The sequence below is a fragment of the Ramlibacter sp. WS9 genome, from assembly GCF_003797765.1.
Classification (GTDB): Bacteria; Pseudomonadota; Gammaproteobacteria; order Burkholderiales; family Burkholderiaceae_C; genus Ramlibacter.
In genome coordinates, this window is the sequence record NZ_RKMB01000014.1 from 132,960 (window position 1) to 157,221 (window position 24,262).

Sequence of the window (24,262 nt, forward strand, 5' to 3'; positions counted from 1 at the left end):
CGGGCCCGTCAAGCGGAAATGATCCAGCCTTCCAGCGGGTCGAGATGGTCCGGCAGGCCATAGCGCGGGGCACCGTGCCGCTGCGCCCAGGCTGCCTGCACGAGGCACAGCACCGCGTCCAGGCTGTCGCCGCTGGCGTCGTGCACCAGCGCGTCGCGCTGCGCGTGCGTGAGCTTCAGGCGCAGGTCGAGCCGCGTCTGGCCGATCTCCAGGGCGGTGAGCAGGTCCTTGCGCGCGATCAGGCGGTCGGGCGTCTGCTTGGCCTTGTCGTCGCTCTTGTAGCTGCGCCTGCCGAGCACTTCGCGCGCCAGCAGGCCGGGATACGCCTCGAGCGCCACGCGCGCCGTGTCGCCTTCGTGCAGGCCCGGAATGTGGACGCCCGCCGCCAGCAGCAACGGCAGCGCCGCGTGCAGCATGTAGGCCACCGGCGGGTTGACCCATTTCATCGAGGGACTGGAGCCCGCGAGCTTGTCGAAGGCGCGATGCGCGAACTTGGAGCCCGCGGGCCGCGCGTTGCAGAAGGCGGCGAAAGTGTCGCGGATCTCGGCGCGCGACAGCTTCGCGTAGTGGTCCATGCACTCGCGCCACGCCAGCGGCCAGCCCAGGTGCTCCACCAGTTCGCGCGGCAAGCCGAACGGAAAATCGAAGCCACCAATCCACTCTCGCGGTTGCGCGAGCCAGTCGGCGAATCCTTGGAGCGATTCGATCTTCTCGAGCCGCTCCAGGACGACGCGTCCGCGCGTCTCATGCCCCAGCGCCAGCACGATGGGCTTGCGGCGCGTCGGCGTGCTGGAGAAATCGCAGCCCAGGAGCGGCGTGGCAACTGTCGTCATCCGATTGCCAGCGCCATGACACCGGCCCCGATGAAAGCGGCACCCAACAAGCGCAGTACACGGTCGCCCTCGCCCAGCAGCTGGCCACCCATCAACGCGGCGAACAACATGGAGATTTCACGCGCGGGCGCAACATGCGACAAGGGCGCGGTCTGCATCGCGTAGAGCACGAGCACGTAAGACACCGGGCTGATGATGCCGACGAACACCGCGTACTTCCACTGGCGCTGCCAGAGGATGGCTGCGGCGGGCATGTCGCGCACGACTGTCGGCACCAGCACGACAAGCCGCAACAGGTTGCCCATGTAGTCGAGCAGGATGGGCGACATCAGGAGGAACTTGACCGCGTAGCCGTCCACCACCGTGTAGCTCGCGATGAAGACACCGGTGATCACGCCGTAGAGCATGCCCTTGTGGATGCGCTGCCGGCGCTCCGGATCGTGCGTCGCACGCCACAGGCCAGGCCCGCCCGCGATGAGGAATACGCCCACCACGACACCCGCGATGCCGGTCGCGCCGAGCGTGGAAATCTGTTCGCCCAGGAAGAAGATCGCGGCCATCGACGAGAGCAGCGGCCCCGAGCCGCGCGCGAGCGGATACACCACGGTGAGGTCCGCCTTGCGGTAGCCGCGCAGCAGAACGATGTAGTACAGGGTGTGCAAGGCGGCGCTGGCAGCCACCAGCAGCCACTCGGTCCGGCCCCAGGCGGGAATCTGGTCCAGGCCCAGCCAGAAGCCCAGCGGCGCCCAGAACACCATCATCACAAGGCCCGTGAACGTGGCGAAGCGCACGTCGCCGCCCGCCTTCTTGGCGGCGATGTTCCAGCTGGCGTGGATCAGGCCGGCGAGGAGGACGAGTGCGAGCGCGCTGGCGGGCACGCTAAGGTTGTGCCGCCCGGGGGGTCACACCCGCCCGCATATTGCGGCGGTGGCCATCAAGTCTTCAAGGAGCGCGAGCGAAACCTTGCCGGACACCGCATACGGATCGAGCTCGGGCTTCTCGGAATATTTCAAGAGCAGCGAGTGATTGAGCTTCGACAGGTTGACCTGCCCCATGCTCCACCCACCGAAGCGCCGCTCGAAGATCTCTTCGTAATGCAGCAGCGCGACGTCTTTGTGGCGCGCATCCTTCTGGATGTGCCCGAACAGGTCGCTCACCGGCATGCGGCCGCCTTCGATGGCCTGCAGGAAGATGCCACCGCCGTAGCAGAGGATGCCGGTGATGCCGTTTTCCGGGTTGTGCTGGCGCGCTTGCGACAGGATGGATTCGATAGCGTCCGGGCTGGTGTCCACCGCCCGGCTGGCGTAAAGGAGTCTGACCAACATAACTAGTTTCTTCCGGGGATGAGGGCCAGGAATTCGCGGCGCAGCGCGGAGTCCTTGAGGAAGACGCCGCGCATGACCGAGTTGATCATCCGGGCGTCCATGTCTTTCACGCCGCGCCAGGCCATGCAGTAGTGCGAGGCTTCCATCACGATGGCCAGGCCGTCGGGCTGGGTCTTTTCCATGATCAGGTCGGCCAGTTGCACCACGGCCTCTTCCTGGATCTGCGGACGGCCCATCACCCACTCGGCGAGGCGCGCGTACTTGGACAGGCCGATGACGTTCGTGTGCTCGTTGGGCATGATGCCGATCCACACCTTGCCGATGACGGGGCAGAAGTGGTGGCTGCAGGCGCTGCGCACGGTGATCGGGCCGACGATCATCAGCTCGTTCAAATGCTCGGCGTTCGGGAATTCGGTGATGGCGGGTTGCTTGACGTACCGCCCCTTGAACACTTCCTGCAGGTACATCTTGGCAACGCGGCGCGCGGTGTTGGCGGTGTTATGGTCGCTCGCAGTGTCGATGACCATGCTGTCGAGCACGCCCTGCATCTTCGATTCGACCTCGTCCAGCAGCTTTTCCAGCTCGCCGGGCTCGATGAAAGCGGCGATGTTGTCGTTGGAATGGAAACGCTTGCGGGCCGCCACGATGCGCTCGCGGATCTTTACCGACACGGGCGTGCCGGCGTCAGCGTCATCGGGCAGGAGGTTCGGTTCGGCTTTCATGAGCATTTGCGAAATGGTAACACCGGCCGCCTTGGCCGAGAAATGCAAGGTTTTTCGCAGCGCGCCTTGCCGGGCCTACGCAGAGCGCTACAACTTCAATAGCGATCTCAAGTCTTGCAGGGTATTGGCCTGGGCGAACGACGAGATCGGCCATGCTACAGATACTTCTTGCCTTGCACCGCGAGCGCCAGGCGCATCAACGCCAGCGCCACACCCTCCATGACCCGCTGGCGCCACGGCCGGTGCCCGAATTCGCGGGGGTCCATCGCCCGCCCCTCGTCGCGGATCGCACGCCCGAGCCGTTCGCGCAGCAGTTGCGCGAATGCCTCGTTCTCTACCACCACGTTGGCTTCGCGCGCGAGCAGCAGGCTCAGCGGGTCGAGGTTCGAAGACCCCACCGTCGCCCAATGGCCGTCGATCACGGCGACCTTGGCGTGCAGGAAGCTTGCCGAATACTCATGGATCTCCACGCCGGCGCCGAGCAAGGCGCCGTAAATAGGGCGCGCCGCGTAGTACTGCATGAAGTACTCGTAGCGGCCCTGCAGCAGCAGCTGGACCTTCACACCGCGCCGGGCCGCGGCCATCAGTGCGTCGCGCATCTTGCGTCCGGGTGCGAAGTACGCGTTGGCGATGATGACTTCGCTCCGGGCCTGTCCGATCGCACGGCGGTAGGCCTGCTCGATGCTTGCGCGGTTGCGCAGGTTGTCGCGCAGCACCAGCGCGGCGCGGTCGCGCGGTCGCTCGCGCGCGGACGCCTCCGCCTCCTGCGGTGGCTGCTCGCCAGCAGCGCGCAGCGACACCAGCGCGCCCGCCAGCCTTGCATGGCGGATGTCTCGCATGGCCTGCATGCGCAGCCACAACTGCTCCATCGTGGCGTACGCCTCGGCCACCAGCGGCCCCGTCACCTCGACGGCGAAGTCCAGGCGCGGCGATTCCAGCCGCCCATGGTTCGGGTCATGGAAATCGTCGAGGATGTTGATGCCGCCGCAGAAGGCAGTGCGGCCGTCGATCACGCACAGCTTGCGATGCAAGCGCCGCCAGCTCCCCGGCCAGAACACACCCAGCCGGCCCAGCGGCGCATACACAAGCCAGTGCACGCCCGCTTCGAGAAAGCGCTCCGCCCACGGCTTCGGCAGCGGCGCGCTGCCGAAGCCGTCGACGACGACCTTCACGCTGACGCCGCGGCGCGCCGCGCGCTCCAGCGCATGCGCCACGTCGGCGCTGCTGCCGGTGAAGTCGAAGATGTACGTTTCCATGTGCACTTCATGCACTGCGCCATCGATGGCATCCACCAGGGCGGGGAAAAACTCGACCGCGCCCTCGAGCAGCCGTACCGAATGGCCGCCGCGCAACGGAGGAATTGCGTGGGCCATCGAGTGCCTACACCTTGAACTCGGCGATCAGCGGCAGGTGATCCGACATCCGCCACCAGATGCGGCCGCGAGGAATCTGCACGCCGACGGGCTTCAGGCCGCGCGCATAGACATAGTCCAGCTGCGTCAACGGCAGCCGCGCCGGATAAGTCAGCTGGCGCTCCCCGAGGAAGTCCTTGAAGCCCAGCTTGTTCATGGTCGGGCGCAGCTTGGAACCCCAGTCGTTCATGTCCCCCGCCACGACGACCGCTTCCCGCTTGGGGATCTCGCGCTCGATGTAGCGGCCCAGCTGGTCGATCTGGCGCAGGCGGCTGGAGGCGATCAGCCCCAGGTGCAGCACGATCACGTGGACGGGCTTGCGCCCTACCATCACATGGGCGTGCAGCAGACCGCGCTGCTCGAAGCGGTGGTCCGACATGTCTTCATGCGCGTGCGACACCACCGGCCAGCGCGACAACAAGGCATTGCCGTGCTCGCCATGCTTGGTGGTGGCGTTGGTCTTGTAGATGGCCTCGTAACCTTCCGGTGCGAGGAACTCGGCCTGCGGCAGCTCGGGCCAGCGGGTGAAGTACTTCTCTTCCCGCCGATGAAGCTTGCGCACCTCCTGGAGGCAAACGATGTCGGCGTCCAGCTGCTCGACGGCATGGCCGATGTTGTGGATCTCGAGGCGGCGGCCCAGGCTGACGCCCTGCACGCCCTTGTGGATGTTGTAAGTTGCGATCCGCAGCGTCAATCCGCTCATCCGGCAAATTGTGGCAGCATCAGGATCGCTTCGGCGTTGGACGGTGAGAAGCAGGCATCGGCGGCTTCTCGCCAGGGCAGCCATTGGTAGGCGGTGTGCTCGCGCGGGTTCAGCTTGACGGGCGTACCGTCGGGCACGCACAGGCCGAACACGTGCTCGGTGTTGCGAGTTACGCCGGGTGCGTAACGATGCTGCCAGCGGGGGTAGATGTCGTAGATGTTCTCGAGGCCCCAATCCTTGAGGCCCGCGTTCAACACGGTGCCGGGGCCGCAGTGGATGCCGGTTTCCTCGAATACTTCGCGCACCGCGGTTTGCACGAGCGCTTCTCCAACTTCATCCTTGCTGCCTGTGACCGACTGCCAGTAGTTGGAGGCATCGGCGCGGTTGATGAGCAGGACGTTCTTGTCTGGCGTGTGGATGACGACGAGGACGGACTCGGGGATCTTGAAGGGGCGGGACATTGTGTTCAGGACGTTAACCACCCAGGACGTATAGCCCTACTTGAAGCCACGCCGTTCAGACACCGGAGATCACTGCGTCCAGGGCGTCGCGAAACACTCCGGCTTCTCCGCGCAACGAAGTCACGGGTTTGCGCAGCAGTTTGGCGGGCAACGGCGCGCACAGGTGGGCTGCAAGGTAGCAGCGTTCACCCTCGACCTCGACGGTCTGCGCGAGCCGCCGCGGTGCGCCTTTAGGCGCCCGGGGCAAGCGGGCCAAAGGCATGATGAAGCGGGTCGAGTAATGATCGAGCTGGTCGCTCTGCACGACGACCAGGTAAGGGAACGCCTCCCGTTGCGCGGCGTTCGGATTCAAATAGGCGTCGTACTGAGCCACCTGGCTACCAGGGCCGGTACTCTTCACCAGGAATGCCATGCCGTTCGACAAGCTCGTTTTGCATGTCGACCCAGTCCTTGTATTGCTCGTAGAAGCGCTGGCCGGGGCCGGCTCCACGCGGCGGTGGGTCGACACGCGCCATGATTTCGTCATAGCGCTCCGCCGACAGCAGCACGCCGTGCCGTCGGCCAGCTTTTTCGATCACTACCGGGCCCCGCTGACATTCGTCCAGCATCTGTCCGAATCTGTTCTTGGCGTCGGTCGCAGTCACACGCATGGCAGCCCCTGAGGTTGATTGGCTATTTTAGCCATTCCACGGCTGATCCGGCAACCCATGAAAAAGGGCGCCCGGAAGCGCCCTTTCATTCTGCCCCAGTCCTGGCTCAGGCCGCCTTCTCGACGTTCCGCAGCTTGATATGCAGTTCGCGCAACTGCTTCTCATCGACCGGGCCGGGCGCTTGCGTCAGCAAGTCCTGTGCACGCTGCGTCTTCGGGAAGGCGATCACGTCGCGCAGGCTTTCGGCGCCGGTCATCAGCATGACGAAACGGTCCAGGCCGATGGCGATGCCGCCGTGCGGGGGCGCGCCGTACTGCAGCGCGTCCAGCAGGAAGCCGAACTTGAGCTGTGCTTCTTCCGCATCGATCTTCAGAGCGCGGAACACCTTGCTCTGCACGTCTTCGCGATGGATACGGACCGAGCCGCCGCCCAGTTCGATGCCGTTCAGCACCGCGTCGTAGGCCTTGGCCACGGCCTTGCCCGGGTTGGTTTCGAGCAGGTCTTCGTGCCCGTCCTTGGGCGAAGTGAACGGGTGGTGCACCGCGTTCCAGCGCTGGCCGTCTTCGTCGAATTCGAACATCGGGAAGTCCACCACCCACAGCGGCTTCCATTGGCCTTCGATGAGGCCGTGCGACTTGCCGAACTCGCTGTGCCCGACCTTCACGCGCAACGCGCCGATCGCGTCGTTCACGACCTTGGCCTTGTCGGCGCCGAAGAAGATCAGGTCGCCGTCGGCCGCGCCGGTGCGCTTGAGGATCTCGGCAATGGCTTCGTCGTGAATGTTCTTGACGATGGGCGACTGCAGGCCCTCGCGGCCCTTGGCGGCTTCGTTGACCTTGATCCAGGCGAGGCCCTTGGCGCCGTAGATCTTCACGAACTCGGTGTAGCCGTCGATCTCGCTGCGGCTCATCTCGGCGCCGCCGGGCACGCGCAAGGCGACGACGCGGCCGTCTTCCGCATTGGCCGGGCCGGAGAACACCTTGAAGTCCACGGTCTTCATCACATCAGTCATCTCGGTGAACTCGAGCTTGACGCGCAGGTCGGGCTTGTCGGAGCCGTACAGGCGCATCGCGTCGGTGTGCGTCATCACCGGGAAGGCGCCGATGTCGATGCCCTTCACGTTCTGGAAGGTGCTGCGGATCATCCCTTCGAACATCGTGCGGATCTCGTCTTCGGTGAGGAACGAGGTTTCCACGTCGATCTGCGTGAACTCAGGCTGGCGATCGGCGCGCAAGTCTTCGTCACGGAAGCACTTGGTGATCTGGTAGTAGCGGTCGTAGCCGGCCACCATCAACAACTGCTTGAACAGCTGGGGCGACTGCGGCAGCGCGAAGAACATGCCGTCATGGACGCGGCTGGGCACCAGGTAGTCGCGCGCGCCTTCGGGCGTCGACTTGGTCAGCATCGGCGTCTCGATGTCGATGAAGCCGTTGGCGTCGAGGAACTTGCGCACCTCCATCGTCACCTTGTAGCGCAGCATCAGGTTGTTCTGCATGTACGGGCGGCGCAGGTCCAGCACGCGGTGCACCAGGCGGGTGGTCTCCGACAGGTTCTCGTCGTCCAGCTGGAAAGGCGGCGTGACCGACGGGTTGAGCACCGTCAGATCGTGGCAGAGGATCTCGATCTTGCCGCTCTTCAAGTTGTCGTTGGTCGTGCCTTCCGGGCGCGCGCGCACCAGGCCCTTGATCTGCACGCAGAACTCGTTGCGGAGGCCCTCGGCCACCTTGAAGGTCTCCGCGCGGTCCGGGTCGCACACCACCTGCACATAGCCTTCGCGGTCGCGCAGGTCGACGAAGATCACGCCGCCATGGTCGCGCCGGCGGTTCACCCAGCCGCACAAGGTCACGGTCTGGCCCAACAAGGCTTCGGTCACGAGGCCGCAATAGGTGGTACGCATTTGGGACATATTCATTTCCAGGAATGGAACGCGGCGCCGACAGGCGGCGTTATCGGTGGTTGTTGTTCGGCGAGCCGGGAACGACGACGCCCATGGAGATCACGTACTTGAGCGCATCGTCCACGCTCATTTTGAGCTCGATGCAATCGCTGCGGCGAAGCATCACGAAATAGCCGCCGGTGGGATTGGGCGTGGTGGGCACGTAGACGCTCAAGTATTCGCCCATGAGGTAGTTCGTCACTTCGCCGCCGGGCGTGCCGGTGACGAAGCCGATGGTCCACACGTCGGGCCGCGGCCACTGCACTAGCACCGCCGTGCGAAAGGCGTTGCCGTCGGGCGAGAACAGCGTGTCGGAGACTTGCTTGACGCTGGAATAGATGGAGCGCACGACGGGAATGCGGCTGACCAGCGTGTCGCCCCAGCTCACCAGCTTCTTCCCCATGAAGTTGCTGACCACGGCGCCCACCAACAGCAGGATGCCCAGGGTGAGCAGCACGCCGAAGCCTGGGATGTGCCGGCCCAGGAGCTTGTGGGGTTGCCAGGCCTCGGGCAGGATCAGCAGCGTCTGGTCGAGCGTGCCGATGATCCACTGCAGCACGGCGATGGTGATCGCCACCGGCACGATGACCAGCAATCCGGCCAGAAGCCATTTGCGCAGGGCGAGCATCGGGGTCTTTCGGCCTGGTGTCAGGCGCAGCGGCTGCCTGCGCCGGCGGACGCCGCCGGGGCGTCGGGTTTCTTGGCGGCAGGCGCGTCAGCCGGCTTGGCCGTGCTCTCGGCAGGCTTCGCGGCGCTATCCGTGGGCTTGGCGGCGGTATCCGCCTTGTCGGCCTTGTCGGCCTTGTCGCCGGCCGCCGGGGCGGGCGCAGCGGAACCGTTGCGGAAATCGGTGGCGTACCAGCCGGAACCCTTGAGCTGGAAACCGGCGGCAGTCACCTGCTTGCTGAAGGACTCGGCACCGCAGGCGGGGCAGACGGTCAACGGCGCATCGGACAGCTTCTGAAGCACGTCCTTGGCATGGCCGCAGGAGGCGCATTTGTAGGCGTAGATGGGCATGGCGCGGCGTCAGGGTGAATGAGGGTGCAAAGCCCTCAATTATAGGCGACCGCCCCTCTCACAAGAGGGGCGTGCGTTCCCGCCTCGGCGGGGATGGCGTCAGCGAGCCGGGATTCCGGGCACGTGCTTCACCGGTTCGTGGCGGTTTTTCAGCACTTGCGGCATCAGGGACCCGAGGACCATGCCCGCGAAGGCGGCGATCAGCCCTGCCAGCTGGCCCGGGAACATCTTGCTCAAGGCCTCGCCGCCCACCTGCGGGAAGAACAGGACCCACACCGCAATCCCGGCGCCGACCGAGAAGATCGCGCCCTGGGTAGTCGCTCGCTTCCAGTAGATGCCCGTCACCAGCGGCACGAAGGCGCCCACCAGGGTGATCTGGTAGGCGGCCGAGACCAGGTCATAAATCGGGGTGCCCTTCATCGCGATGGCGTACGCGAGCACGATCACCGTGAAGATGACGATGGTGACGCGCATGGCGAACAGCTGCTGCTTGTCGCTCATGCCCGGGCGCAGATTCTTGAGGATGTTCTCGACGAAGCTGGTCGAGGGCGCGAGCAGCGTGGCCGACGAGGTGCTCTTGATGGCCGACAGCAGCGCACCGAAAAACAGGATCTGCATCACGAGCGGCATCTTGGTCAGAACGAAGGTGGGCAGGACTTTCTGGTAGTCGTTCTTGGCCAGTTCCATCACGCTGTCGCCCATCACCACCACGGCGCAGAGGATGATGAACATGGGAACGAATGCGAAGAGGATGTAGCTCACGCCGCCGATCACCGCGCCGCGCTGCGCGGTCTGCGCGTCCTTGGCGGACATCACGCGCTGGAAAACGTCCTGCTGCGGAATGCTGCCCAGCATCATCGTGAGCGCCGCCGCGATGAAGAATGCGATCTCGGTGAACGTGGGCGCCGGAAAGAACTTCCACAGCTCCTGGTTGGTGGCCAGCGCGATCACCTTGTCGGAACCGCCGGCCAGATCGCTCGCGAAGATGGCGATCACTGTCATGCCCACCACCAGCACGATCATCTGGATGAAGTCGGTCCAGGCAACCGCCAGGAAGCCGCCGACCACCACGTAGACCAGCACGGCCACGGTGCCGATGATCATGCCCGTCGTTTCCGACATGGCGCCGTTCGTCAGCACAGAAAACACCAGGCCCAGGGCCGTGATCTGCGCGGCGACCCAGCCCAGGTAGCTCAGGATGATGGCGACAGAGCAGAACACCTCGATGCCGCGGCCGAAACGCTGGCGGTAGAAGTCGCCGATGGTCAGCAGGTTCTGCTTGTAGAGGCGCGCCGCGAAAAACAGGCCCACCAGAACCAGGCACATACCCGCGCCAAAAGGGTCCTCGACGATGGCGTTGAGGCCGCCCTGCACGAACTTGGCAGGGATGCCCATCACGGTTTCGGCGCCGAACCAGGTGGCAAACGTGGTGGTGATCACCATGATCAACGGCAACCTGCGGCCGGCGATGGCGAAGTCCGCGGTGTTCTTGATGCGTGTGCCGGCCCAGACACCAAGTGCCAGGGTACCCAGCAGGTACAGGACGACAAACGAAATGAGGGTGTAGTTCATCGCAAGGGCCTAGTTGCACTGGTTCCAGCCCATCCACGGGCAGCGGGATTATGCCCGACCATGCCCCGGCCTAGAACAGCCGGAAGCGTATGAGCACGACCGCCACTCCCACAGCAAAGCCCATGCCCACGAAGATCAGAGTCTGCAGCAATCGGTTGGTGCGCTGCTGCTCCGCCAGCAGCTCCTTCAGCTGGTGCCGGTCGTCCGACGGCCGGTGCGCGAGGAAATCGTGCAGCAGCCGCGGCAGATCGGGCAGCATCTTGGCGTAGCGCGGCGCCTGGTCGCGCAGTTCGTCGATCAGCCTTTGCGGGCCGACCTGTTCGAGCATCCACTTTTCGAGGAAGGGCTTGGCGGTATTCCACAGGTCCAGGTCCGGGTCGAGCTGGCGGCCCAGGCCCTCGATGTTGAGCAGCGTCTTTTGCAGCAGCACCAGTTGCGGCTGGATTTCCACGTGGAAGCGGCGCGAGGTCTGGAACAGGCGCATCAACAGCAAGCCCAGCGAAATTTCCTTGAGCGGGCGGTCGAAGTACGGCTCGCATACGGTGCGAACCGCCGCCTCCAGCTCGTCGACACGCGTCTCGGGCGGCACCCAGCCCGACTCGATGTGCAACTGCGCGACGCGCTTGTAGTCACGGCGGAAGAACGCCGTGAAGTTCTGCGCCAGGTATTCCTTGTCGTACTCGGTGAGCGTGCCGATGATGCCGAAATCCAGCGAGATGTAGCGGCCGAACGTTGCCGGCGCCAGGCTCACCTGGATGTTGCCGGGGTGCATGTCGGCATGGAAGAAGCCGTCGCGAAAAACCTGCGTGAAGAAGATGGTGACGCCGTCGCGGGCGAGCTTCGGAATGTCCACGCCGGCCTGGCGCAGCCGTTCGATCTGGCTGATCGGCACGCCGTACATGCGCTCCATCACCATCACGTCGGGATGGCAGTAGTCCCAGAGCATCTCCGGGATCAGCACCAGGTTCAGCCCCGCCATGTTGCGGCGCAGCTGGGCCGCGGCCGCCGCTTCGCGCACCAGGTCCAGTTCGTCGTGCAGGTACTTGTCGAACTCGGCCACCACTTCGCGTGGCTTCAGGCGCTTGCCGTCGTCCGACAGCCGCTCGACCCAGCCCGCCATCATCCGCATGAGGCTCAGGTCTTTCTCGATCACGGGCAGCATGCCCGGGCGCAGCACCTTCACCGCAACGTCGCGGGTGCGCCCATCCCGGTCGACCAGCGTGGCGAAGTGCACCTGGGCAATGGACGCGCTGGCTACCGGCTCGCGTTCGAAGCTGGCGAAAACGGTGCCGACCGGCCGCCGGAACGCCCGCTCGATGGTGGCGATGGCGATGGCGGAATCGAAAGGCGGCACGTTGTCTTGCAACTGCGCCAGTTCGTCGGCGATGTCCACCGGCAGCAGGTCGCGCCGCGTGGAAAGCACTTGCCCGAACTTCACGAAGATCGGGCCCAGGTGCTCCAGCGCCTGGCGCAGCCTCTGGCCCCGCGGCGCGCGCAGGTCGCGCCCAAGCGACAGCACGCGCGCAATGCCGCTGAGCCAGGGCCGCTTGAAACTGTTGAGGACCAGCTCGTCCAGGCCGTAGCGCAAGGCCACCCAGACGATGAACAAGCCGCGCAGGTAGCGCGTCATGCCTGCCCTGAGCCTGACGAAGTGCCCTGTCCTGAGCTTGCCGAATTGGCTGGGCCTGGACCCGCCGTTGGTGTGGGCGGGGTCCCCGTGGTGCCGGCTGGTGCCGCGCCGGTCGCCGGCCGCGCGAACTGCCGCAGCGCCTGCACCATCTTGCGCCCCGCCTCGCCCATGGCATGCGCGGGAGCGTCTCCGATCACCCTTGCAATGTCTTCTTCGAGATCCCAGCGCACATGCTCCACGAGCCAGTTGATCTCGGCGGCGAACTGCACGTCGCCCGCGATGCGCACTGGGGGCTTGTCGCCTCGCAGCGCGGCCTGGGCCAGCTCCCAAGGCGATTCCTCCACCAGGGTGAGCGTGAGGTCGGGCGTTGCGGCGCTCGAAGCCAGGTCGAGCAGCCCCGCCGGCGTGGCCGAAAGGCGGACAACGAACGCCCGCCAGCGAGCCTCGACGACACGCCCGGCCTGCCGTGTGAGCCGGGCCCGCGCCTCGGGCTCCTGCATCAACACGTGATTGAGCAGCAGCACCAGCCTACGCTGCACCTCTTCGATCATCCAGGGCGGCGGCTGCAACCCGCTGCGCAAGCGCTCGAACAGCGTGTCCAGAAACGGAAAGGGGGACTGTGTTGCCATAGTCCCCCATTATTCCTGATGAAGTGCGGCTTACTGCAGTGCCTGCACTCCCGCCACCAGCCAGCCGCTGCTGCCGGCCTTGGGCTTGGTCATGTTCCACACTTCGCGGAACGGGCTCGGGCCGGCCGACGGCTCTTCGCGAATCATGCCGGAGAACTCGACGCTCGCCATGTAGTCTTGCCCCAAGTCCTCGATGCCCAGCAACTGGGCTTCAAGCATCACCACCTCGGTCTTGTTCGGCTGGCCGCCTACATGCGTCTCGCGTTCGGCCAACTGCGATTTGATTTCGCCCAGCATCTCGTCCGTCATCATCGACCGCAAGGACGGGATGTCGGAGTGGTCCCAGGCGTCCTGCAGGGTCACGAAGTTGCGCTTGGCGGCCGCGATGAATCCCTCGGTGTCGAAGCCCGCGGGAGTGCCCCACGACTGCGAGCCGGCCAGGGCCGAGCCGATCTGCACGCCGCTGCCCTGTCCGTACTTGCCGGCGTCGAAAGCCATGCTGCTGCGCTCCCACGGGCGCGCCGATGCGTCATTGCCCACCTTGTCCGGGCTGTACTGGCGCGGCGCCGTGGCCAGGTCGGCCGGCGCGCCGGCGCCCTGGAACGCATAGGGTTCCCGGGGCGGCTGTGGGCGGCGCGAGCGCATGAACCAGCCGATGGCCACCATGGCGACGAGCACCACCAGCGCGATCAGCAGGAACTGGCCGAAAGCCGCGCCCAGGCCCAGCGAACTGGCCAGCCAGGCGAGGCCCAGGCCCGCGGCCAGGCCGCCGAGCATCGCGCCCCATGGGCGCTTGGGAGCCGCGGCGGCGGGGTTGGCGCCAGGAGCCTGCTGCTGCGCCGCCTGGTTTTGTGCCGGCGGCTTGCCGGCCTCGCGCTGCGTCACATTGTTCGACTGCTTGCCGACCGAACCGCCACCGCCCATGCGGCGGGCCGCGTCGGCTTCGAAGCTGGTGAAGGCCAGCATGGCCACAAGGATCACGGACCAGAGTTTCATATTGCCTCCATGGCGCTCACGCGCCTCTTAACACTTGATTCCAACATGAAGAGCCACCACCCCGCCCGTGAGGTTGTGATAGTCCACATGGCCGAACCCCCCTTTTTTCATCAAGGCTTTCAGCTCTTCCTGCCCCGGGTGCATGCGGATCGACTCCGCCAGGTAGCGGTAGCTGGCGTCGTCGCCGGCCACCCATCTGCCCAATTGCGGCAGCACCTTGAACGAATACCAGTCATACGCCTTTTCCAGCGGTTTCGCCACCTTGGAAAACTCCAGTACGAGCAATTTGCCGCGCGGTTTGAGCACGCGGTTCATTTCCGCCACCGCCGCGTCCTTGTGCGTCATGTTGCGCAGGCCGAACGCCACGCTGACGAGGTCGAAGCTCTCGCTGGCGAAAGGCAGCTTCTCGGCATCGCACACCAGTGTGGGCAACGCGACCCCGGCGTCGAGCAGCCGGTCGCGGCCGGTGCGCAGCATCGCCTCGTTGATGTCGGTATGGACAACCTGGCCGGTCGCACCGACCTTTTTGGCGAACGCCAGGGCCAGATCGCCCGTCCCGCCCGCAATGTCCAGCACCCGGTCGCCGGGCTGCAGGTTGGCCGCCAGCACCGTGTAGGCCTTCCATGCGCGATGCAGGCCCATCGACATCAGGTCGTTCATGAGGTCGTAGCGCGGCGCGACCGAATCGAAAACGCCGCGGACCCGCTTCGCCTTTTCGCGCTCGTCGACCGATTCGAAACCAAAATGCGTCGAACTCACATCAGTCTCCATGCCTGTTCGTGAGCCACCGCGGAACCGGCTTTGCCGGGCCGCTGGTGGCGCCCCCTTGAGGGGGAGGCGGACGCAGTCCGCTTCGGGGGTGTTTCATTTGCTTCCACAGGCATGCCCGGCCTTTTCGGGCATGGGCGAGTCGCGTTCCACGCCCGCTGCCTTCAGCCGCTGCTCGTAGTCGGCCCACAGCTTGTCCTGCTGCGAACCGAGGAAATAGAGATAGTCCCAGGAGAAGATGCCCGTGTCGTGCCCGTCCGAAAAACTCGGTTGGACGGCGTAGTTGCCAATCGGCTCGAGGCCCGCGAGGTCCACGTTGCGCTTGCCGGTCTGCAGCACCTCCTGGCCCGGGCCATGGCCCTGGACCTCCGCCGAAGGTGAATAGATTCGCATCAGCTCGAAAGGGATGCGAAAGCTCGCGCCGTCCGAAAACGTCACTTCGAGCACACGCGACTGGCCGTGCACGGTCAGGTCGCGGGGCGTAGGGGTATCAGCAGAGAGGCCAGCCATGACGCGAGTTTACGCCGCGCACGGCCGCTAACGGGCCGCCGAGCTAGAACCGCACGGACAGGTTCACGTAGAAGCGGTCGTCCCCGCGCTGCGGCGATGCCGAGTTGAGAGACAGCGGCACCTTGCTGCTATTGAGCAGGCGCCCGTAGTCCATCGAAACGGCGAACGGCTCTTTCAGGAAGCGCAGGCCCAGCCCTACGCTGGCCAGGTGGTCCGACGACGGCTTGTTGGCGCCGTTGGCGCTGTTGTTGCCGAGCCAGCCGGCGTCCACGAAGCCCAGGAAGCGCAGGCCCGTCATCACTTCGGGGGTGGTGACCTCGAATGTGCCCGCGACCCCCTTGTCGCCGCTCATGGGCCGGTCGATGCTGGTGCCGCGCACCGATCCCAAGCCGCCCAGGCCGAACTGCTCGCCGGAGATCAGCACGTCCGGGCTGTACTGGTACTGCGCGCGCGCCGACCAAAGCCAGGTCTGGGCGAAAGATGCGGTGTAGTGCAGGCCGCCTCGAACGGCCTTCCAGTGCACGGTGTCGATGCGAGGCTCCTCGCTCTGGTACGAAGCCAAGTCGTTGTTGGCGCCGCTGCCGGTGTTGACGGCCAGATTCACGTCGTAGCCCCAGACTGACCCGTCGGACTCCGTGCGGGCGATGTAGCCCAGCGTCAATGGGCGGCTGCGGCGGTCGACACCTACCGCGACGCCGCTGATTTCGATGGCATCGAAGACCTTGTCGTCCACGCCGAACGCGACGTAACTGCGCCGGCCGCCCTCGGGCGTCAGGTACAGCGTGTAGTTGACGCCCAGCGTGTGGCCCGCGCCGGTGCTGGTGAAGCTGCCGAAATTCCCGACGACATCGGAACGCGTGTAGTTGATGCCGACAACGCCGCCCTGCCGGTACAGCGGCACCTTGTACGACAGGCCCAGCTGCTTCACGTCGCTCATGCGCTCGATGGACGTGGTGTACGCACCGACGAACTGATGGTCGAGGTTGAACAGGTTGGTGTGCCCGCCGGAAATGGTCAGGCGGTCCCGGCCGGACGATTCGTTGCCTGCGTTGGACAGCCCGACGGCGAACGTCCAGGGGCGCTGCTCCTTGACCGTGATGGTCGCATCGATCTTGTCCGGTTGTTCGGATTCACGCAGGCCCACCTGCACCTGCTTGTTCGGGTTCTCGTTGGCGATGGCGGACTGGATCGCCAGCGTCTTGAAGTTGGGGCTTTCGCCTTCGCGCAGCTCCGGCAGCGCCCTGCGCACATTGCCTTCATCGTAGAGGCTGCGGCCTTCGACAGTGACTTTGGCGACGGTGAACCGGACGATGTTCAGCGTCACCGTATCGCCCACTTCCTGCGGCGGCAGTGCCACGCGGTGCAGGCCGAAGCCTTTGCTGCGCAAGGCTGTTTCCAGGGCCGACGTGGCCTTCTGCAGCGTGTCGATGGTGGCGTCGGCGCGCAGGAACGGCGCGAGCACCTGGGTGGTTTCGCCATCGCCTAACGGGTTGTCGCCGGTGATCTTGAAGCCCCGGATTGCGAAGACCGGAGGAGCCGCCGGCGCCGCCATCGGTATTGCCCCCCGCACTTGTGCAAAAGCCGGTGCGGCCATGGCCGACGCGGCAACGGCGAGCAACGCGAGCGCGGCTTGCCCGCGGCTGCGGGATGCGCTAAGCCCGGTGACCATATTGCTTCGCCCCTCTTTGTTCAGGCCGGGATGTCTCACGTTCAGGAACTAATTGCACTGGTTGTTGGGTTTGATGCCCGACTCGGACAGGATGTTCACCAGAAACGGGTTCCTGGCATTGGGCAGCGGCATGTTGTCGAAGTCCAGGAACTTCGGGATCTGCACCGGCCGGCGGGTGTCCCCGTTGTTGCCTGCGAATCCCGCCTCGCCCTTGCCCAGATGAAGGACTTCACGGGCGGTCAGGATTTCGATATGGCCGTCGCGAACGAAGACGAACAGGCCTTCTTCGGTATCCGACACCGTTTCGTTGGAGAACAAGCCAGGCGGCACGTCGACGCCGTCCGGACGCGGCCCATCCATGCCCGGCGGGGTATTGATCGGGACGATGCCGTTGGGCGAGATGAAAAGGCCCTGGCCCGCCAGAAGCACCTCCAGGGCCGTCTGGCCGGCAGGGTTGACGACGATGGAGCCCAGCCAGGTAAAGAGCGTCAGGCCCGTGCCGGCACCGCCCGGCTCCCCCGCGCAGGCCCCGGTGCAAATGATGTCGAACCCCGTGCCGCGGATGCCGATGGTGGCCGTGGCCGTGGAGAACCCGACGTTGCGGTTGTTGGCCTTGGCGATGAGGCCCGTCAGCGCGCGGACGGAACCGCGGAGGACCGAAACCAGGAAGCGGCCTTCGCCCGCATTCTTTTCGTCATAGACGAAGTTGTCGACGCGAAAGCGCGTCGCCGCGCCCAGCGTGATGCGCGTGTCGTCGCGGAATGCCAACACCGCGCGGGTGCCGCTGCCGGTTTCGACCACGTCGCCGGGATAGATGCTGCCGCCGTCCACGACACGTCGGCGCTCGCCGGCAGGGTCGACGGCGTTGACCACGCCTTCGGAAGTGACGATCTTGGCGCTGGCGCGAACGGCATTGGGGCGCGCCGCGGCCGCGACGCGCGACGCCTCGGCGCCGCAATCGCGCGCGCAGACACGGGCATCGAAATCGGTGCCGCGGATGCCGATGGTGGCCGTGTTGGTCTGGATGCGCGCGGCGTTCGGGGAGTTCTTGGTGATGAGGCCCGTCACCGCGCGAAAGCCGCCGCGCAGCAGTTGCATGAGCAGCGTGTTGTCGGGCGCGTTCTCCTTGAAGCGGTACTGCTGCAACACCAGATCGGAATTGGGCCGCACGGTCATGCGGGTGCCGTCGTCCAGCTTGATGATGGCGGAGGCGCCCTCGGAGGTGGTGAGGCGGTCCCCTTCGCGCAGGGGCAGGCCTTTGCCCAATGTGCGGGGCGTCTGGCCGGGGGCTTGGGCAAAGCCGACGCCACGGGAGAACTCGACCTCGCCGGCGTTCTGTGCAGAAGCCCCGGCAGCCGCCAGCAGCAAGGCGCAGCCCAAGGCGGCCAGCACCGAAGGCGATTTTCGAATCAGCGCGGGGACCATGCTTTACCTCCGGAAACCCTTCTTTCCTCTGAAGACCTCTGCATCAGCGGGTTATACACGGTTGTGCAGCGGACAACCACAGTCGCCGCCTGGAACGCAGAGTTCAGCGTGCGGAATTCACAATCAGGCGCGATTTCCGGGCCTGCTTGTGAAACGGCGCGACAGCTCGATCTCCAGAGCTGGGCGAAGTGCTTCAATTGCGGCGATGGCGTCTGCCGGTGCCTCGCGCTGCGCCGGGGCCCACACCGATCCCGGGAAGTGTGTGTCCCATGCGAATCGGGCAATCACGTGCCAATGCAAATGCGGCACCGCGTTGCCCAGGGTGGCCAAGTTCACTTTCACCGGTGAAAGGTGCTCGCGCAGGACGGCCTCCACCTGGACCGCCGCTTCGATGCATTCGAGGCGTTCGCCCCGCGGCAGGTCTGAAAACTCGGTCACATGGTCAAGCCATACGACGCGATAGAAGGCAGGAAAGCCGGGCTCGTCCGCGCGGATCACGCGGAACTTGGGCCCTGAATAGATGACGATGCCACCCGCACCTTCGCACAGCGGGCAGCCGGCCACTTTCATCAGACCAGCACCCGCTCGATGCCGCCGCTGTTGGCGGCGTGCACGTAATCGGGCATCCAGTTCTCGCCCAGGATGCGGTTGGCCATCTCGACCACGATGTAGTCGGCTTCCAGCAGGCCGTTCTGCAGGTCCGCGCCATAGCGGGTGAGGCCTTGCAGGCAGCTCGGGCAGCTGGTGAGGATCTTGATGTTCTCCTTGGGGCCCACGGCACCGCTGGCCCGCAGCGCCGCTTCGTCCGTGCGCAGCTCTTCTTCCTTGCGGAAGCGCACCTGCGTGGAGATGTCCGGCCGGGTAACGCCCAGCGTGCCCGACTCGCCGCAGCAGCGCTCCGATTTGCGCACGTTGTCGCCCACCAAGGCCTTGACCGTCTTCATCGGCTCCTGCAGCTTCATCGGGCTGTGGCAAGGGTCATGGAACATGTAGCCGCCGGCCGCGCCGCTCGCGGCGTCGAGCTTGATGCCCTTTTCCAGCAGGTACTCGTGGATGTCGATGATGCGGCAGCCCGGGAAGATCTTGTCGAACTCGTAGCCTTGCAGCTGGTCATAGCAGGTGCCGCAAGAGACCACCACGGTCTTGATGTCCAGGTAGTTCAGCGTGTTGGCCACGCGGTGAAACAGCACCCGGTTGTCGGTGATCATCTTCTCGGCCTTGTCGAACTGGCCTGAGCCGCGCTGCGGGTAACCGCAGCACAGATAACCCGGCGGCAGCACTGTCTGCACACCCGCGTGCCACAGCATAGCCTGCGTGGCCAGGCCCACCTGCGAGAACAGGCGCTCGGAACCGCAGCCCGGGAAGTAGAAGACCGCTTCGGTTTCCGAATTGGTCGTCTTCGGGTCGCGGATGATCGGGACGTAGTCCTTGTCCTCGATGTCCAGCAAGGCGCGCGCCGTCTTCTTGGGCAAGCCTCCCGGCAGCTTCTTGTTGATGAAATGGATCACCTGCTCCTTGACCGGCGCCGAACCACCTTGGGTCGAGGGAGGACGGGTGACCTGCTTGCGGGCCAGGCCGCGCAGCAGGTCATTGGCCAGCCTCTGGACCTTGAAGCCGATGCCCACCATCGCGCCGCGGATCAGGTTGATCGCTTCGGGGCTCGTGGCATTGAGCATCAGCATGGCCGCGAAGTTGCCCGGCCTGAAGCTCTTCTTCCCCATCTTGCGCAGCAGGTTGCGCATGTTCATCGAGACGTCGCCGAAGTCGATCTTCACCGGACACGGCGATTCGCATTTGTGGCAGACCGTGCAGTGGTCGGCCACGTCCTCGAACTCCTCCCAATGCTTGATGGAAACGCCGCGCCGCGTCTGCTCCTCATACAGGAAGGCCTCGACCAGCAGCGACGTCGCCAGGATCTTGTTGCGCGGGCTGTACAGCAGGTTGGCGCGGGGCACGTGCGTGGCGCACACCGGCTTGCACTTGCCGCAGCGCAGGCAGTCCTTGACGCTGTCGGCGATGGCGCCGATGTCGGACTGCTGCATGATCAGCGACTCGTGCCCCATCAGCCCGAAGCTGGGCGTGTAGGCGTTGGTGAGGTCGGCATAGACGGAAGTGGCCGAGTCGGCCTGCGCATGGCGCAGCAGCTTGCCCTTGTTGAAGCGTCCCTCGGGGTCGACCCGCTCCTTGTAGTCGGCGAAGGGCTTGAGCTCCTCGTCGGTCAGGAACTCCAGCTTGGTGATACCGATGCCGTGCTCGCCGGAGATCACGCCGTTGAGCGAGCGCGCGAGGATCATGATGCGCTTCACGGCGGCATGCGCCGACTGAAGCATCTCGTAGTCGTCGCTGTTGACCGGGATGTTGGTGTGCACGTTGCCGTCGCCGGCGTGCATGTGCAGCGCGATCCAGGTGCGGCCCTTGAGCACGCGCTTGTGGATGGCGTTGCATTCGGCCAGGATGGGCGCGAACGGCTGGCCGCTGAAGATGTTCTGCAGCGGCGCGCGGATCTGCGTCTTCCAGCTCGCTCGCAGCGTATGGTCCTGCAGCTGCGGGAACAGCTCGTCGACTTTTTCCAGCCAGCCGCGCCACAGCGCCCGGATGTCTCGCACCAGCTCGAGGGCCTGCGCCACACGGTCTTCCAGCAGTTCCGCCGACGGGATCTCGCCGGCGTCGTCCTGCTTGCCCAGCGGCAGGTTGCCGCGCGCGAAGAAGGCTTCCAGCTCGTCGGCCAGCTTGATCTTGTTAGCCAACGACAGCTCGATGTTGATGCGCTCGATGCCGTCGCTGTATTCGGCCATGCGCGGCAGCGGGATCACCACGTCTTCGTTGATCTTGAAGGCGTTGGTGTGCTTGCTGATGGCGGCCGTGCGTTTGCGGTCCAGCCAGAATTTCTTGCGCGCCTCGGGGCTGATCGCGATGAAACCTTCGCCGCTGCGCGAATTGGCGATGCGCACCACTTCCGAGGTGACGCGCGCCACGTCGTCGGCGTTGTCGCCCGAGATGTCGCCCACCAAGACCATCTTGGGCAGCACCGCGCGCTTGGACTTGGTGGAATAGCCCACGGCCTTCAGGTAGCGGTCGTCCAGGTGTTCCAGGCCCGCCAAGAGGACACCCGAGCGCTTCTGCTCGGCGAACATGAAGTCCTTGATCTCGACGATGCTGGGGACGGCGTCCTTGGCGTTGCCGAAGAACTCCATGCAGACGGTGCGGGTGTGCGACGGCATGCGGTGCACGATCCAGCGTGCGCTGGTGATGAGGCCGTCGCAGCCTTCCTTCTGGATGCCGGGCAGGCCCGACAGGAACTTGTCGGTGACGTCCTTGCCCAGGCCTTCCTTGCGGAAGGTGTGACCGGGGATGACGAGCGACTCGGTGCGCACCGGCGTCTTGCCGTCGGCCTCGAAGTAGCGCAACTCGAAGCTGGCCATCTCGGCGTCGTGGATCTTGCCCAGGTTGTGGTCCATGCGCGTGACTTCCAGCCACTGCGCCTGGGGCGTCACCATGCGCCACGACACCAGGTTGTCCAGCGCCGTGCCCCACAGCACGGCCTTCTTGCCGCCCGCGTTCATGGCGACGTTGCCGCCAATGCAGGATGCTTCGGCCGATGTCGGGTCGACCGCGAACACGAAGCCCGCGCGCTCGGCCGCGTCGGCGACGCGCTGCGTCACCACGCCGGCTTCCGTCCACACAGTCGGCTTGGGTTCGCGGTGGCCGGGGATGGCGACCATCTCCACTTCGGTCATGGCCTCGAGCTTCTCGGTGTTGATGACCGCGCTCTTCCACGTGAGCGGCACGGCGCCGCCGGTGTAGCCGGTGCCGCCGCCGCGCGGGATGATCGTCAGCCCCAGCTCGATGCAGCCCTTGACCAGGCCGGCCATTTCGGCCTCGCTGTCGGGCGTGAGCACCACGAACGGGTATTCGACACGCCAGTCGGTGGCGTCCGTCACGTGCGACACGCGCGACAGGCCATCGAACTTGATGTTGTCCTTGGCGGTGAGGCGGCGCAGCACGCGCTGGGTCTGCTTGCGCAGGTCCGCCATCTGCCGGAAACTGGCGTCGAAGGCCTCGACTGCCTTGCCTGCCGCCTTCAACAGTTCCACGACGAGCTCGTCGCGCTCCGTATCGGCGCCCGGCGTGCGGCGCTTTTCGACCTCGGTCAGGCGGTGATGCAGCGCCTCGACCAGCTGGCGGCGGCGCTTGGGGTTGTCCAGCAGGTCGTCCTGCAGGTAGGGGTTGCGCTGGACCACCCAGATGTCGCCCAGCACCTCGTACAGCATGCGTGCCGAGCGCCCGGTGCGCCGCTCTTCGCGCAGCCGGTTCAGCACGTCCCAAGCGCGAGAGCCCAGCAGCCGGATCACGATCTCGCGATCGGAGAACGACGTGTAGTTGTACGGGATCTCGCGCAGGCGGGGCGCATCGCCGTCGACGGCGGCTATGAGGTGGTTGAGCGTTGTGGGTGCGTTCATCTGAGGAGAAATGTCAGCCCAGACGAATGCCACGCGGCTGAAGGGAGATGTTACCGCAGTGCAACATCGCAAACGTGACAGCCTCATGGAAACCCCGCTTGTGAGCCGTCCGGGTGGTCGGTTAAATCGCCTGTCACAAATAGCCCGTAGTGTTCAACGGTCCAAAACAGGAGATTTCATGAAACTGCAACTGTCCGCAGCAGCCCTCGCGGTCGCCTTCGCCATGCCGGCCCAGGCCCAGACCGAGGTCCAGTGGTGGCACTCGATGGGCGGCGCGCTCGGCGAATGGGTCAACGACCTCGCCAAGGAGTTCAACGCCAGCCAGAAGGATTACAAGGTCACCCCGACCTTCAAGGGGAGCTACGCCGAGTCCATGACCGCCGGCATCGCCGCCTACCGCGCCGGCAATGCCCCGCACATGATCCAGGTGTTCGAGGTCGGCACAGCCACCATGATGGCCGCCAAGGGTGCCACGGTCCCCGTCGCCAAAGTCATGACCGACGCCGGCCTGAAGTTCGACCCCAGCATCTACGTGCCGGCCGTCGCCGGCTACTACACGGCGCCCAACGGCCAGATGTTGAGCTACCCGTTCAACAGCTCCACCCCCGTCTTCCACTACAACAAGGACGCGTTCAAGGCCGCGGGCCTGGACCCGGACAAGCCGCCCACCACCTGGCCTGAAGTGGCCCTGACTGCCGCCAAACTCAAGGCTTCCGGCCACAAGTGCCCGTTCACCACCAGCTGGATCAGCTGGACCCAGCTGGAGTCCTTCTCTGCCTGGCACAACGTGCTGTACTCGACCAAGAACAATGGTTTCGGCGGCACCGATACGCGCCTGGCGGTCAACACGCCGCTGCACGTTCGCCACATCGAGAACCTGGCCAACATGGCCAAGAGCGGCCTCTTCGTCTACAAGGGCCGGGAAAACAAGGCCGATGCCACCTTCGTTTCCGGCGAATGCGCCATGGCGACCGGCTCCTCTGCCCTGGCCGGCAGCGTCAAGCGCAATGGCAAGTTCGGCTACGGCACCGGCACCCTGCCCTACTACCCGGACGTTCCGGGCGCCCCCCAGAACACCGTGATCGGCGGCGCCAGCATCTGGGTGATGGCAGGCAAGAAGCCCGAGGAGTACAAGGCTGTCGCTGCTTTCCTGAACCACCTGTCCAAGCCTGAAGTGGCGGCCGCCAGCCACCAGCGCACCGGCTACCTGCCTGTGACCAAGGCCTCGTTCGAATTGACCGAGAAGTCCGGCTACTACAAGCAGAACGCCGGCGCCGACGTGTCGGTCAACCAGATGATCCGCAAGACGACGGACAAGTCGCGCGGCGTGCGCCTGGGCAACTTCGTCCAGATCCGCACCATCATCGACGAGGAACTCGAAGGCGTGTGGCAGGGCAGCAAGCAGCCCAAGGAAGCCCTGGACAACATCGTCAAGCGCGGCAACGAGCAGCTCGAACGCTTTGAGAAGGCGAACAAGTCCTGACGGACTTGCCGCCTCCTCGCGCGCTCCGCTGCCCGCGACAAGATGACGGCACCCCCTCCCC

At 65.4% G+C, this 24,262-nt stretch carries 23 protein-coding genes; 1 reads left to right on the forward strand and 22 read right to left on the reverse strand.

The window, feature by feature from the left end; all coding sequences use genetic code 11:
- Nucleotides 1–8: 8 nt before the first annotated feature.
- The 22 genes from EEB15_RS20525 to EEB15_RS20630 all read right to left on the reverse strand — a co-directional run bounded on the left by EEB15_RS20525 (nucleotide 9) and on the right by EEB15_RS20630 (nucleotide 22,718).
- Nucleotides 9–833 carry a DUF429 domain-containing protein gene (locus EEB15_RS20525; protein WP_141511740.1) on the reverse strand — a complete coding sequence of 275 codons (825 nt, stop codon included), beginning with the start codon at nucleotides 831–833 and terminating at the stop codon, nucleotides 9–11.
- A complete protein-coding gene (locus tag EEB15_RS20530) occupies nucleotides 830–1,711 on the reverse strand; it encodes an EamA family transporter (protein ID WP_141511741.1) in 882 nt (293 codons plus the stop codon). The genes EEB15_RS20525 and EEB15_RS20530 overlap by 4 nt, the downstream gene beginning before the upstream one ends.
- Before the next feature lie 24 nt (nucleotides 1,712–1,735).
- Entirely contained in the window at nucleotides 1,736–2,158 is a 423-nt protein-coding gene (locus EEB15_RS20535) for a BLUF domain-containing protein (protein WP_141511742.1), read from the reverse strand.
- 2 nt (nucleotides 2,159–2,160) lie between these two features.
- Nucleotides 2,161–2,886: a GTP cyclohydrolase I gene (folE, locus tag EEB15_RS20540; protein ID WP_141511743.1), complete on the reverse strand. Its 726-nt coding sequence runs from the start codon at nucleotides 2,884–2,886 to the stop codon at nucleotides 2,161–2,163.
- A gap of 149 nt (nucleotides 2,887–3,035) precedes the next feature.
- Complete coding sequence (gene clsB / locus EEB15_RS20545) at nucleotides 3,036–4,253, reverse strand: cardiolipin synthase ClsB (RefSeq protein ID WP_141511744.1); 1,218 nt, start codon at nucleotides 4,251–4,253, stop codon at nucleotides 3,036–3,038.
- Between the two features lie 7 nt (nucleotides 4,254–4,260).
- Complete coding sequence (locus EEB15_RS20550) at nucleotides 4,261–4,995, reverse strand: endonuclease/exonuclease/phosphatase family protein (protein ID WP_141511745.1); 735 nt, start codon at nucleotides 4,993–4,995, stop codon at nucleotides 4,261–4,263.
- Entirely contained in the window at nucleotides 4,992–5,456 is a 465-nt protein-coding gene (gene nudB, locus EEB15_RS20555; protein ID WP_141511746.1) for a dihydroneopterin triphosphate diphosphatase, read from the reverse strand. Before nudB ends, EEB15_RS20550 begins: the two co-directional genes overlap by 4 nt.
- A 55-nt stretch (nucleotides 5,457–5,511) precedes the next feature.
- Nucleotides 5,512–5,868 (reverse strand): CcdB family protein, encoded by a 357-nt coding sequence (locus EEB15_RS20560; protein ID WP_233259560.1) that lies wholly within the window; start codon nucleotides 5,866–5,868, stop codon nucleotides 5,512–5,514.
- A complete protein-coding gene (locus EEB15_RS20565; RefSeq protein ID WP_141511747.1) occupies nucleotides 5,834–6,106 on the reverse strand; it encodes a type II toxin-antitoxin system Phd/YefM family antitoxin in 273 nt (90 codons plus the stop codon). The genes EEB15_RS20560 and EEB15_RS20565 overlap by 35 nt, the downstream gene beginning before the upstream one ends.
- 106 nt (nucleotides 6,107–6,212) lie before the next feature.
- Nucleotides 6,213–8,018, reverse strand: a complete 1,806-nt coding sequence (gene aspS / locus EEB15_RS20570) for an aspartate--tRNA ligase (RefSeq protein WP_141511748.1) — start codon at nucleotides 8,016–8,018, stop codon at nucleotides 6,213–6,215.
- A gap of 34 nt (nucleotides 8,019–8,052) precedes the next feature.
- Complete coding sequence (locus EEB15_RS20575) at nucleotides 8,053–8,670, reverse strand: DUF502 domain-containing protein (protein ID WP_141511749.1); 618 nt, start codon at nucleotides 8,668–8,670, stop codon at nucleotides 8,053–8,055.
- Nucleotides 8,671–8,690: 20 nt separating this feature from the next.
- Nucleotides 8,691–9,059 carry an FmdB family zinc ribbon protein gene (locus EEB15_RS20580; protein WP_141511750.1) on the reverse strand — a complete coding sequence of 123 codons (369 nt, stop codon included), beginning with the start codon at nucleotides 9,057–9,059 and terminating at the stop codon, nucleotides 8,691–8,693.
- Between the two features lie 99 nt (nucleotides 9,060–9,158).
- Nucleotides 9,159–10,631, reverse strand: coding sequence for a sodium:solute symporter family protein (locus EEB15_RS20585; RefSeq protein WP_141511751.1), 1,473 nt, complete (start codon nucleotides 10,629–10,631; stop codon nucleotides 9,159–9,161).
- Between the two features lie 70 nt (nucleotides 10,632–10,701).
- Nucleotides 10,702–12,261, reverse strand: a complete 1,560-nt coding sequence (ubiB, locus tag EEB15_RS20590) for a ubiquinone biosynthesis regulatory protein kinase UbiB (protein WP_141511752.1) — start codon at nucleotides 12,259–12,261, stop codon at nucleotides 10,702–10,704.
- Nucleotides 12,258–12,890: a hypothetical protein gene (locus EEB15_RS20595; RefSeq protein WP_141511753.1), complete on the reverse strand. Its 633-nt coding sequence runs from the start codon at nucleotides 12,888–12,890 to the stop codon at nucleotides 12,258–12,260. Before EEB15_RS20595 ends, ubiB begins: the two co-directional genes overlap by 4 nt.
- A gap of 30 nt (nucleotides 12,891–12,920) precedes the next feature.
- The gene (locus EEB15_RS20600; protein WP_141511754.1) at nucleotides 12,921–13,886 is read right to left on the reverse strand and encodes a Tim44 domain-containing protein; all 966 of its coding nucleotides are present in this window, start codon (nucleotides 13,884–13,886) and stop codon (nucleotides 12,921–12,923) included.
- Between the two features lie 27 nt (nucleotides 13,887–13,913).
- Nucleotides 13,914–14,645, reverse strand: coding sequence for a bifunctional demethylmenaquinone methyltransferase/2-methoxy-6-polyprenyl-1,4-benzoquinol methylase UbiE (ubiE, locus tag EEB15_RS20605; protein WP_141511755.1), 732 nt, complete (start codon nucleotides 14,643–14,645; stop codon nucleotides 13,914–13,916).
- A 105-nt stretch (nucleotides 14,646–14,750) separates the two neighbouring features.
- Nucleotides 14,751–15,164 (reverse strand): gamma-butyrobetaine hydroxylase-like domain-containing protein, encoded by a 414-nt coding sequence (locus EEB15_RS20610; RefSeq protein WP_141511756.1) that lies wholly within the window; start codon nucleotides 15,162–15,164, stop codon nucleotides 14,751–14,753.
- Nucleotides 15,165–15,207: 43 nt separating this feature from the next.
- Nucleotides 15,208–16,833, reverse strand: a complete 1,626-nt coding sequence (locus tag EEB15_RS20615) for a ShlB/FhaC/HecB family hemolysin secretion/activation protein (RefSeq protein WP_141511757.1) — start codon at nucleotides 16,831–16,833, stop codon at nucleotides 15,208–15,210.
- 48 nt (nucleotides 16,834–16,881) lie between these two features.
- Nucleotides 16,882–18,258 (reverse strand): FecR domain-containing protein, encoded by a 1,377-nt coding sequence (locus EEB15_RS20620; protein WP_141511758.1) that lies wholly within the window; start codon nucleotides 18,256–18,258, stop codon nucleotides 16,882–16,884.
- 123 nt (nucleotides 18,259–18,381) lie between these two features.
- The gene (locus tag EEB15_RS20625; RefSeq protein ID WP_199236581.1) at nucleotides 18,382–18,828 is read right to left on the reverse strand and encodes an HIT family protein; all 447 of its coding nucleotides are present in this window, start codon (nucleotides 18,826–18,828) and stop codon (nucleotides 18,382–18,384) included.
- Entirely contained in the window at nucleotides 18,828–22,718 is a 3,891-nt protein-coding gene (locus EEB15_RS20630; protein WP_141511759.1) for a DUF3683 domain-containing protein, read from the reverse strand. Before EEB15_RS20630 ends, EEB15_RS20625 begins: the two co-directional genes overlap by 1 nt.
- Before the next feature lie 178 nt (nucleotides 22,719–22,896).
- Here EEB15_RS20630 and ugpB point away from each other — a divergent pair, with 178 nt between their 5' ends.
- Nucleotides 22,897–24,201 (forward strand): sn-glycerol-3-phosphate ABC transporter substrate-binding protein UgpB, encoded by a 1,305-nt coding sequence (gene ugpB / locus EEB15_RS20635; RefSeq protein WP_141511760.1) that lies wholly within the window; start codon nucleotides 22,897–22,899, stop codon nucleotides 24,199–24,201.
- Nucleotides 24,202–24,262: the final 61 nt, after the last annotated feature.

Coding starts and splice junctions, on each gene's coding strand:
- EEB15_RS20525 (WP_141511740.1), bottom strand. CDS start 833: ATGACGACAGTTGCCACGCCGCTCCTGGGCTGCGATTTCTCCAGCACG.
- EEB15_RS20535 (WP_141511742.1), bottom strand. CDS start 2,158: ATGTTGGTCAGACTCCTTTACGCCAGCCGGGCGGTGGACACCAGCCCG.
- folE (WP_141511743.1), bottom strand. CDS start 2,886: ATGCTCATGAAAGCCGAACCGAACCTCCTGCCCGATGACGCTGACGCC.
- clsB (WP_141511744.1), bottom strand. CDS start 4,253: ATGGCCCACGCAATTCCTCCGTTGCGCGGCGGCCATTCGGTACGGCTG.
- EEB15_RS20550 (WP_141511745.1), bottom strand. CDS start 4,995: ATGAGCGGATTGACGCTGCGGATCGCAACTTACAACATCCACAAGGGC.
- nudB (WP_141511746.1), bottom strand. CDS start 5,456: ATGTCCCGCCCCTTCAAGATCCCCGAGTCCGTCCTCGTCGTCATCCAC.
- EEB15_RS20560 (WP_233259560.1), bottom strand. CDS start 5,868: ATGGCATTCCTGGTGAAGAGTACCGGCCCTGGTAGCCAGGTGGCTCAG.
- EEB15_RS20565 (WP_141511747.1), bottom strand. CDS start 6,106: ATGCGTGTGACTGCGACCGACGCCAAGAACAGATTCGGACAGATGCTG.
- aspS (WP_141511748.1), bottom strand. CDS start 8,018: ATGAATATGTCCCAAATGCGTACCACCTATTGCGGCCTCGTGACCGAA.
- EEB15_RS20575 (WP_141511749.1), bottom strand. CDS start 8,670: ATGCTCGCCCTGCGCAAATGGCTTCTGGCCGGATTGCTGGTCATCGTG.
- EEB15_RS20580 (WP_141511750.1), bottom strand. CDS start 9,059: ATGCCCATCTACGCCTACAAATGCGCCTCCTGCGGCCATGCCAAGGAC.
- EEB15_RS20585 (WP_141511751.1), bottom strand. CDS start 10,631: ATGAACTACACCCTCATTTCGTTTGTCGTCCTGTACCTGCTGGGTACC.
- ubiB (WP_141511752.1), bottom strand. CDS start 12,261: ATGACGCGCTACCTGCGCGGCTTGTTCATCGTCTGGGTGGCCTTGCGC.
- EEB15_RS20595 (WP_141511753.1), bottom strand. CDS start 12,890: ATGGCAACACAGTCCCCCTTTCCGTTTCTGGACACGCTGTTCGAGCGC.
- EEB15_RS20600 (WP_141511754.1), bottom strand. CDS start 13,886: ATGAAACTCTGGTCCGTGATCCTTGTGGCCATGCTGGCCTTCACCAGC.
- EEB15_RS20610 (WP_141511756.1), bottom strand. CDS start 15,164: ATGGCTGGCCTCTCTGCTGATACCCCTACGCCCCGCGACCTGACCGTG.
- EEB15_RS20615 (WP_141511757.1), bottom strand. CDS start 16,833: ATGGTCACCGGGCTTAGCGCATCCCGCAGCCGCGGGCAAGCCGCGCTC.
- EEB15_RS20620 (WP_141511758.1), bottom strand. CDS start 18,258: ATGGTCCCCGCGCTGATTCGAAAATCGCCTTCGGTGCTGGCCGCCTTG.
- EEB15_RS20625 (WP_199236581.1), bottom strand. CDS start 18,828: ATGAAAGTGGCCGGCTGCCCGCTGTGCGAAGGTGCGGGTGGCATCGTC.
- EEB15_RS20630 (WP_141511759.1), bottom strand. CDS start 22,718: ATGAACGCACCCACAACGCTCAACCACCTCATAGCCGCCGTCGACGGC.
- ugpB (WP_141511760.1), top strand. CDS start 22,897: ATGAAACTGCAACTGTCCGCAGCAGCCCTCGCGGTCGCCTTCGCCATG.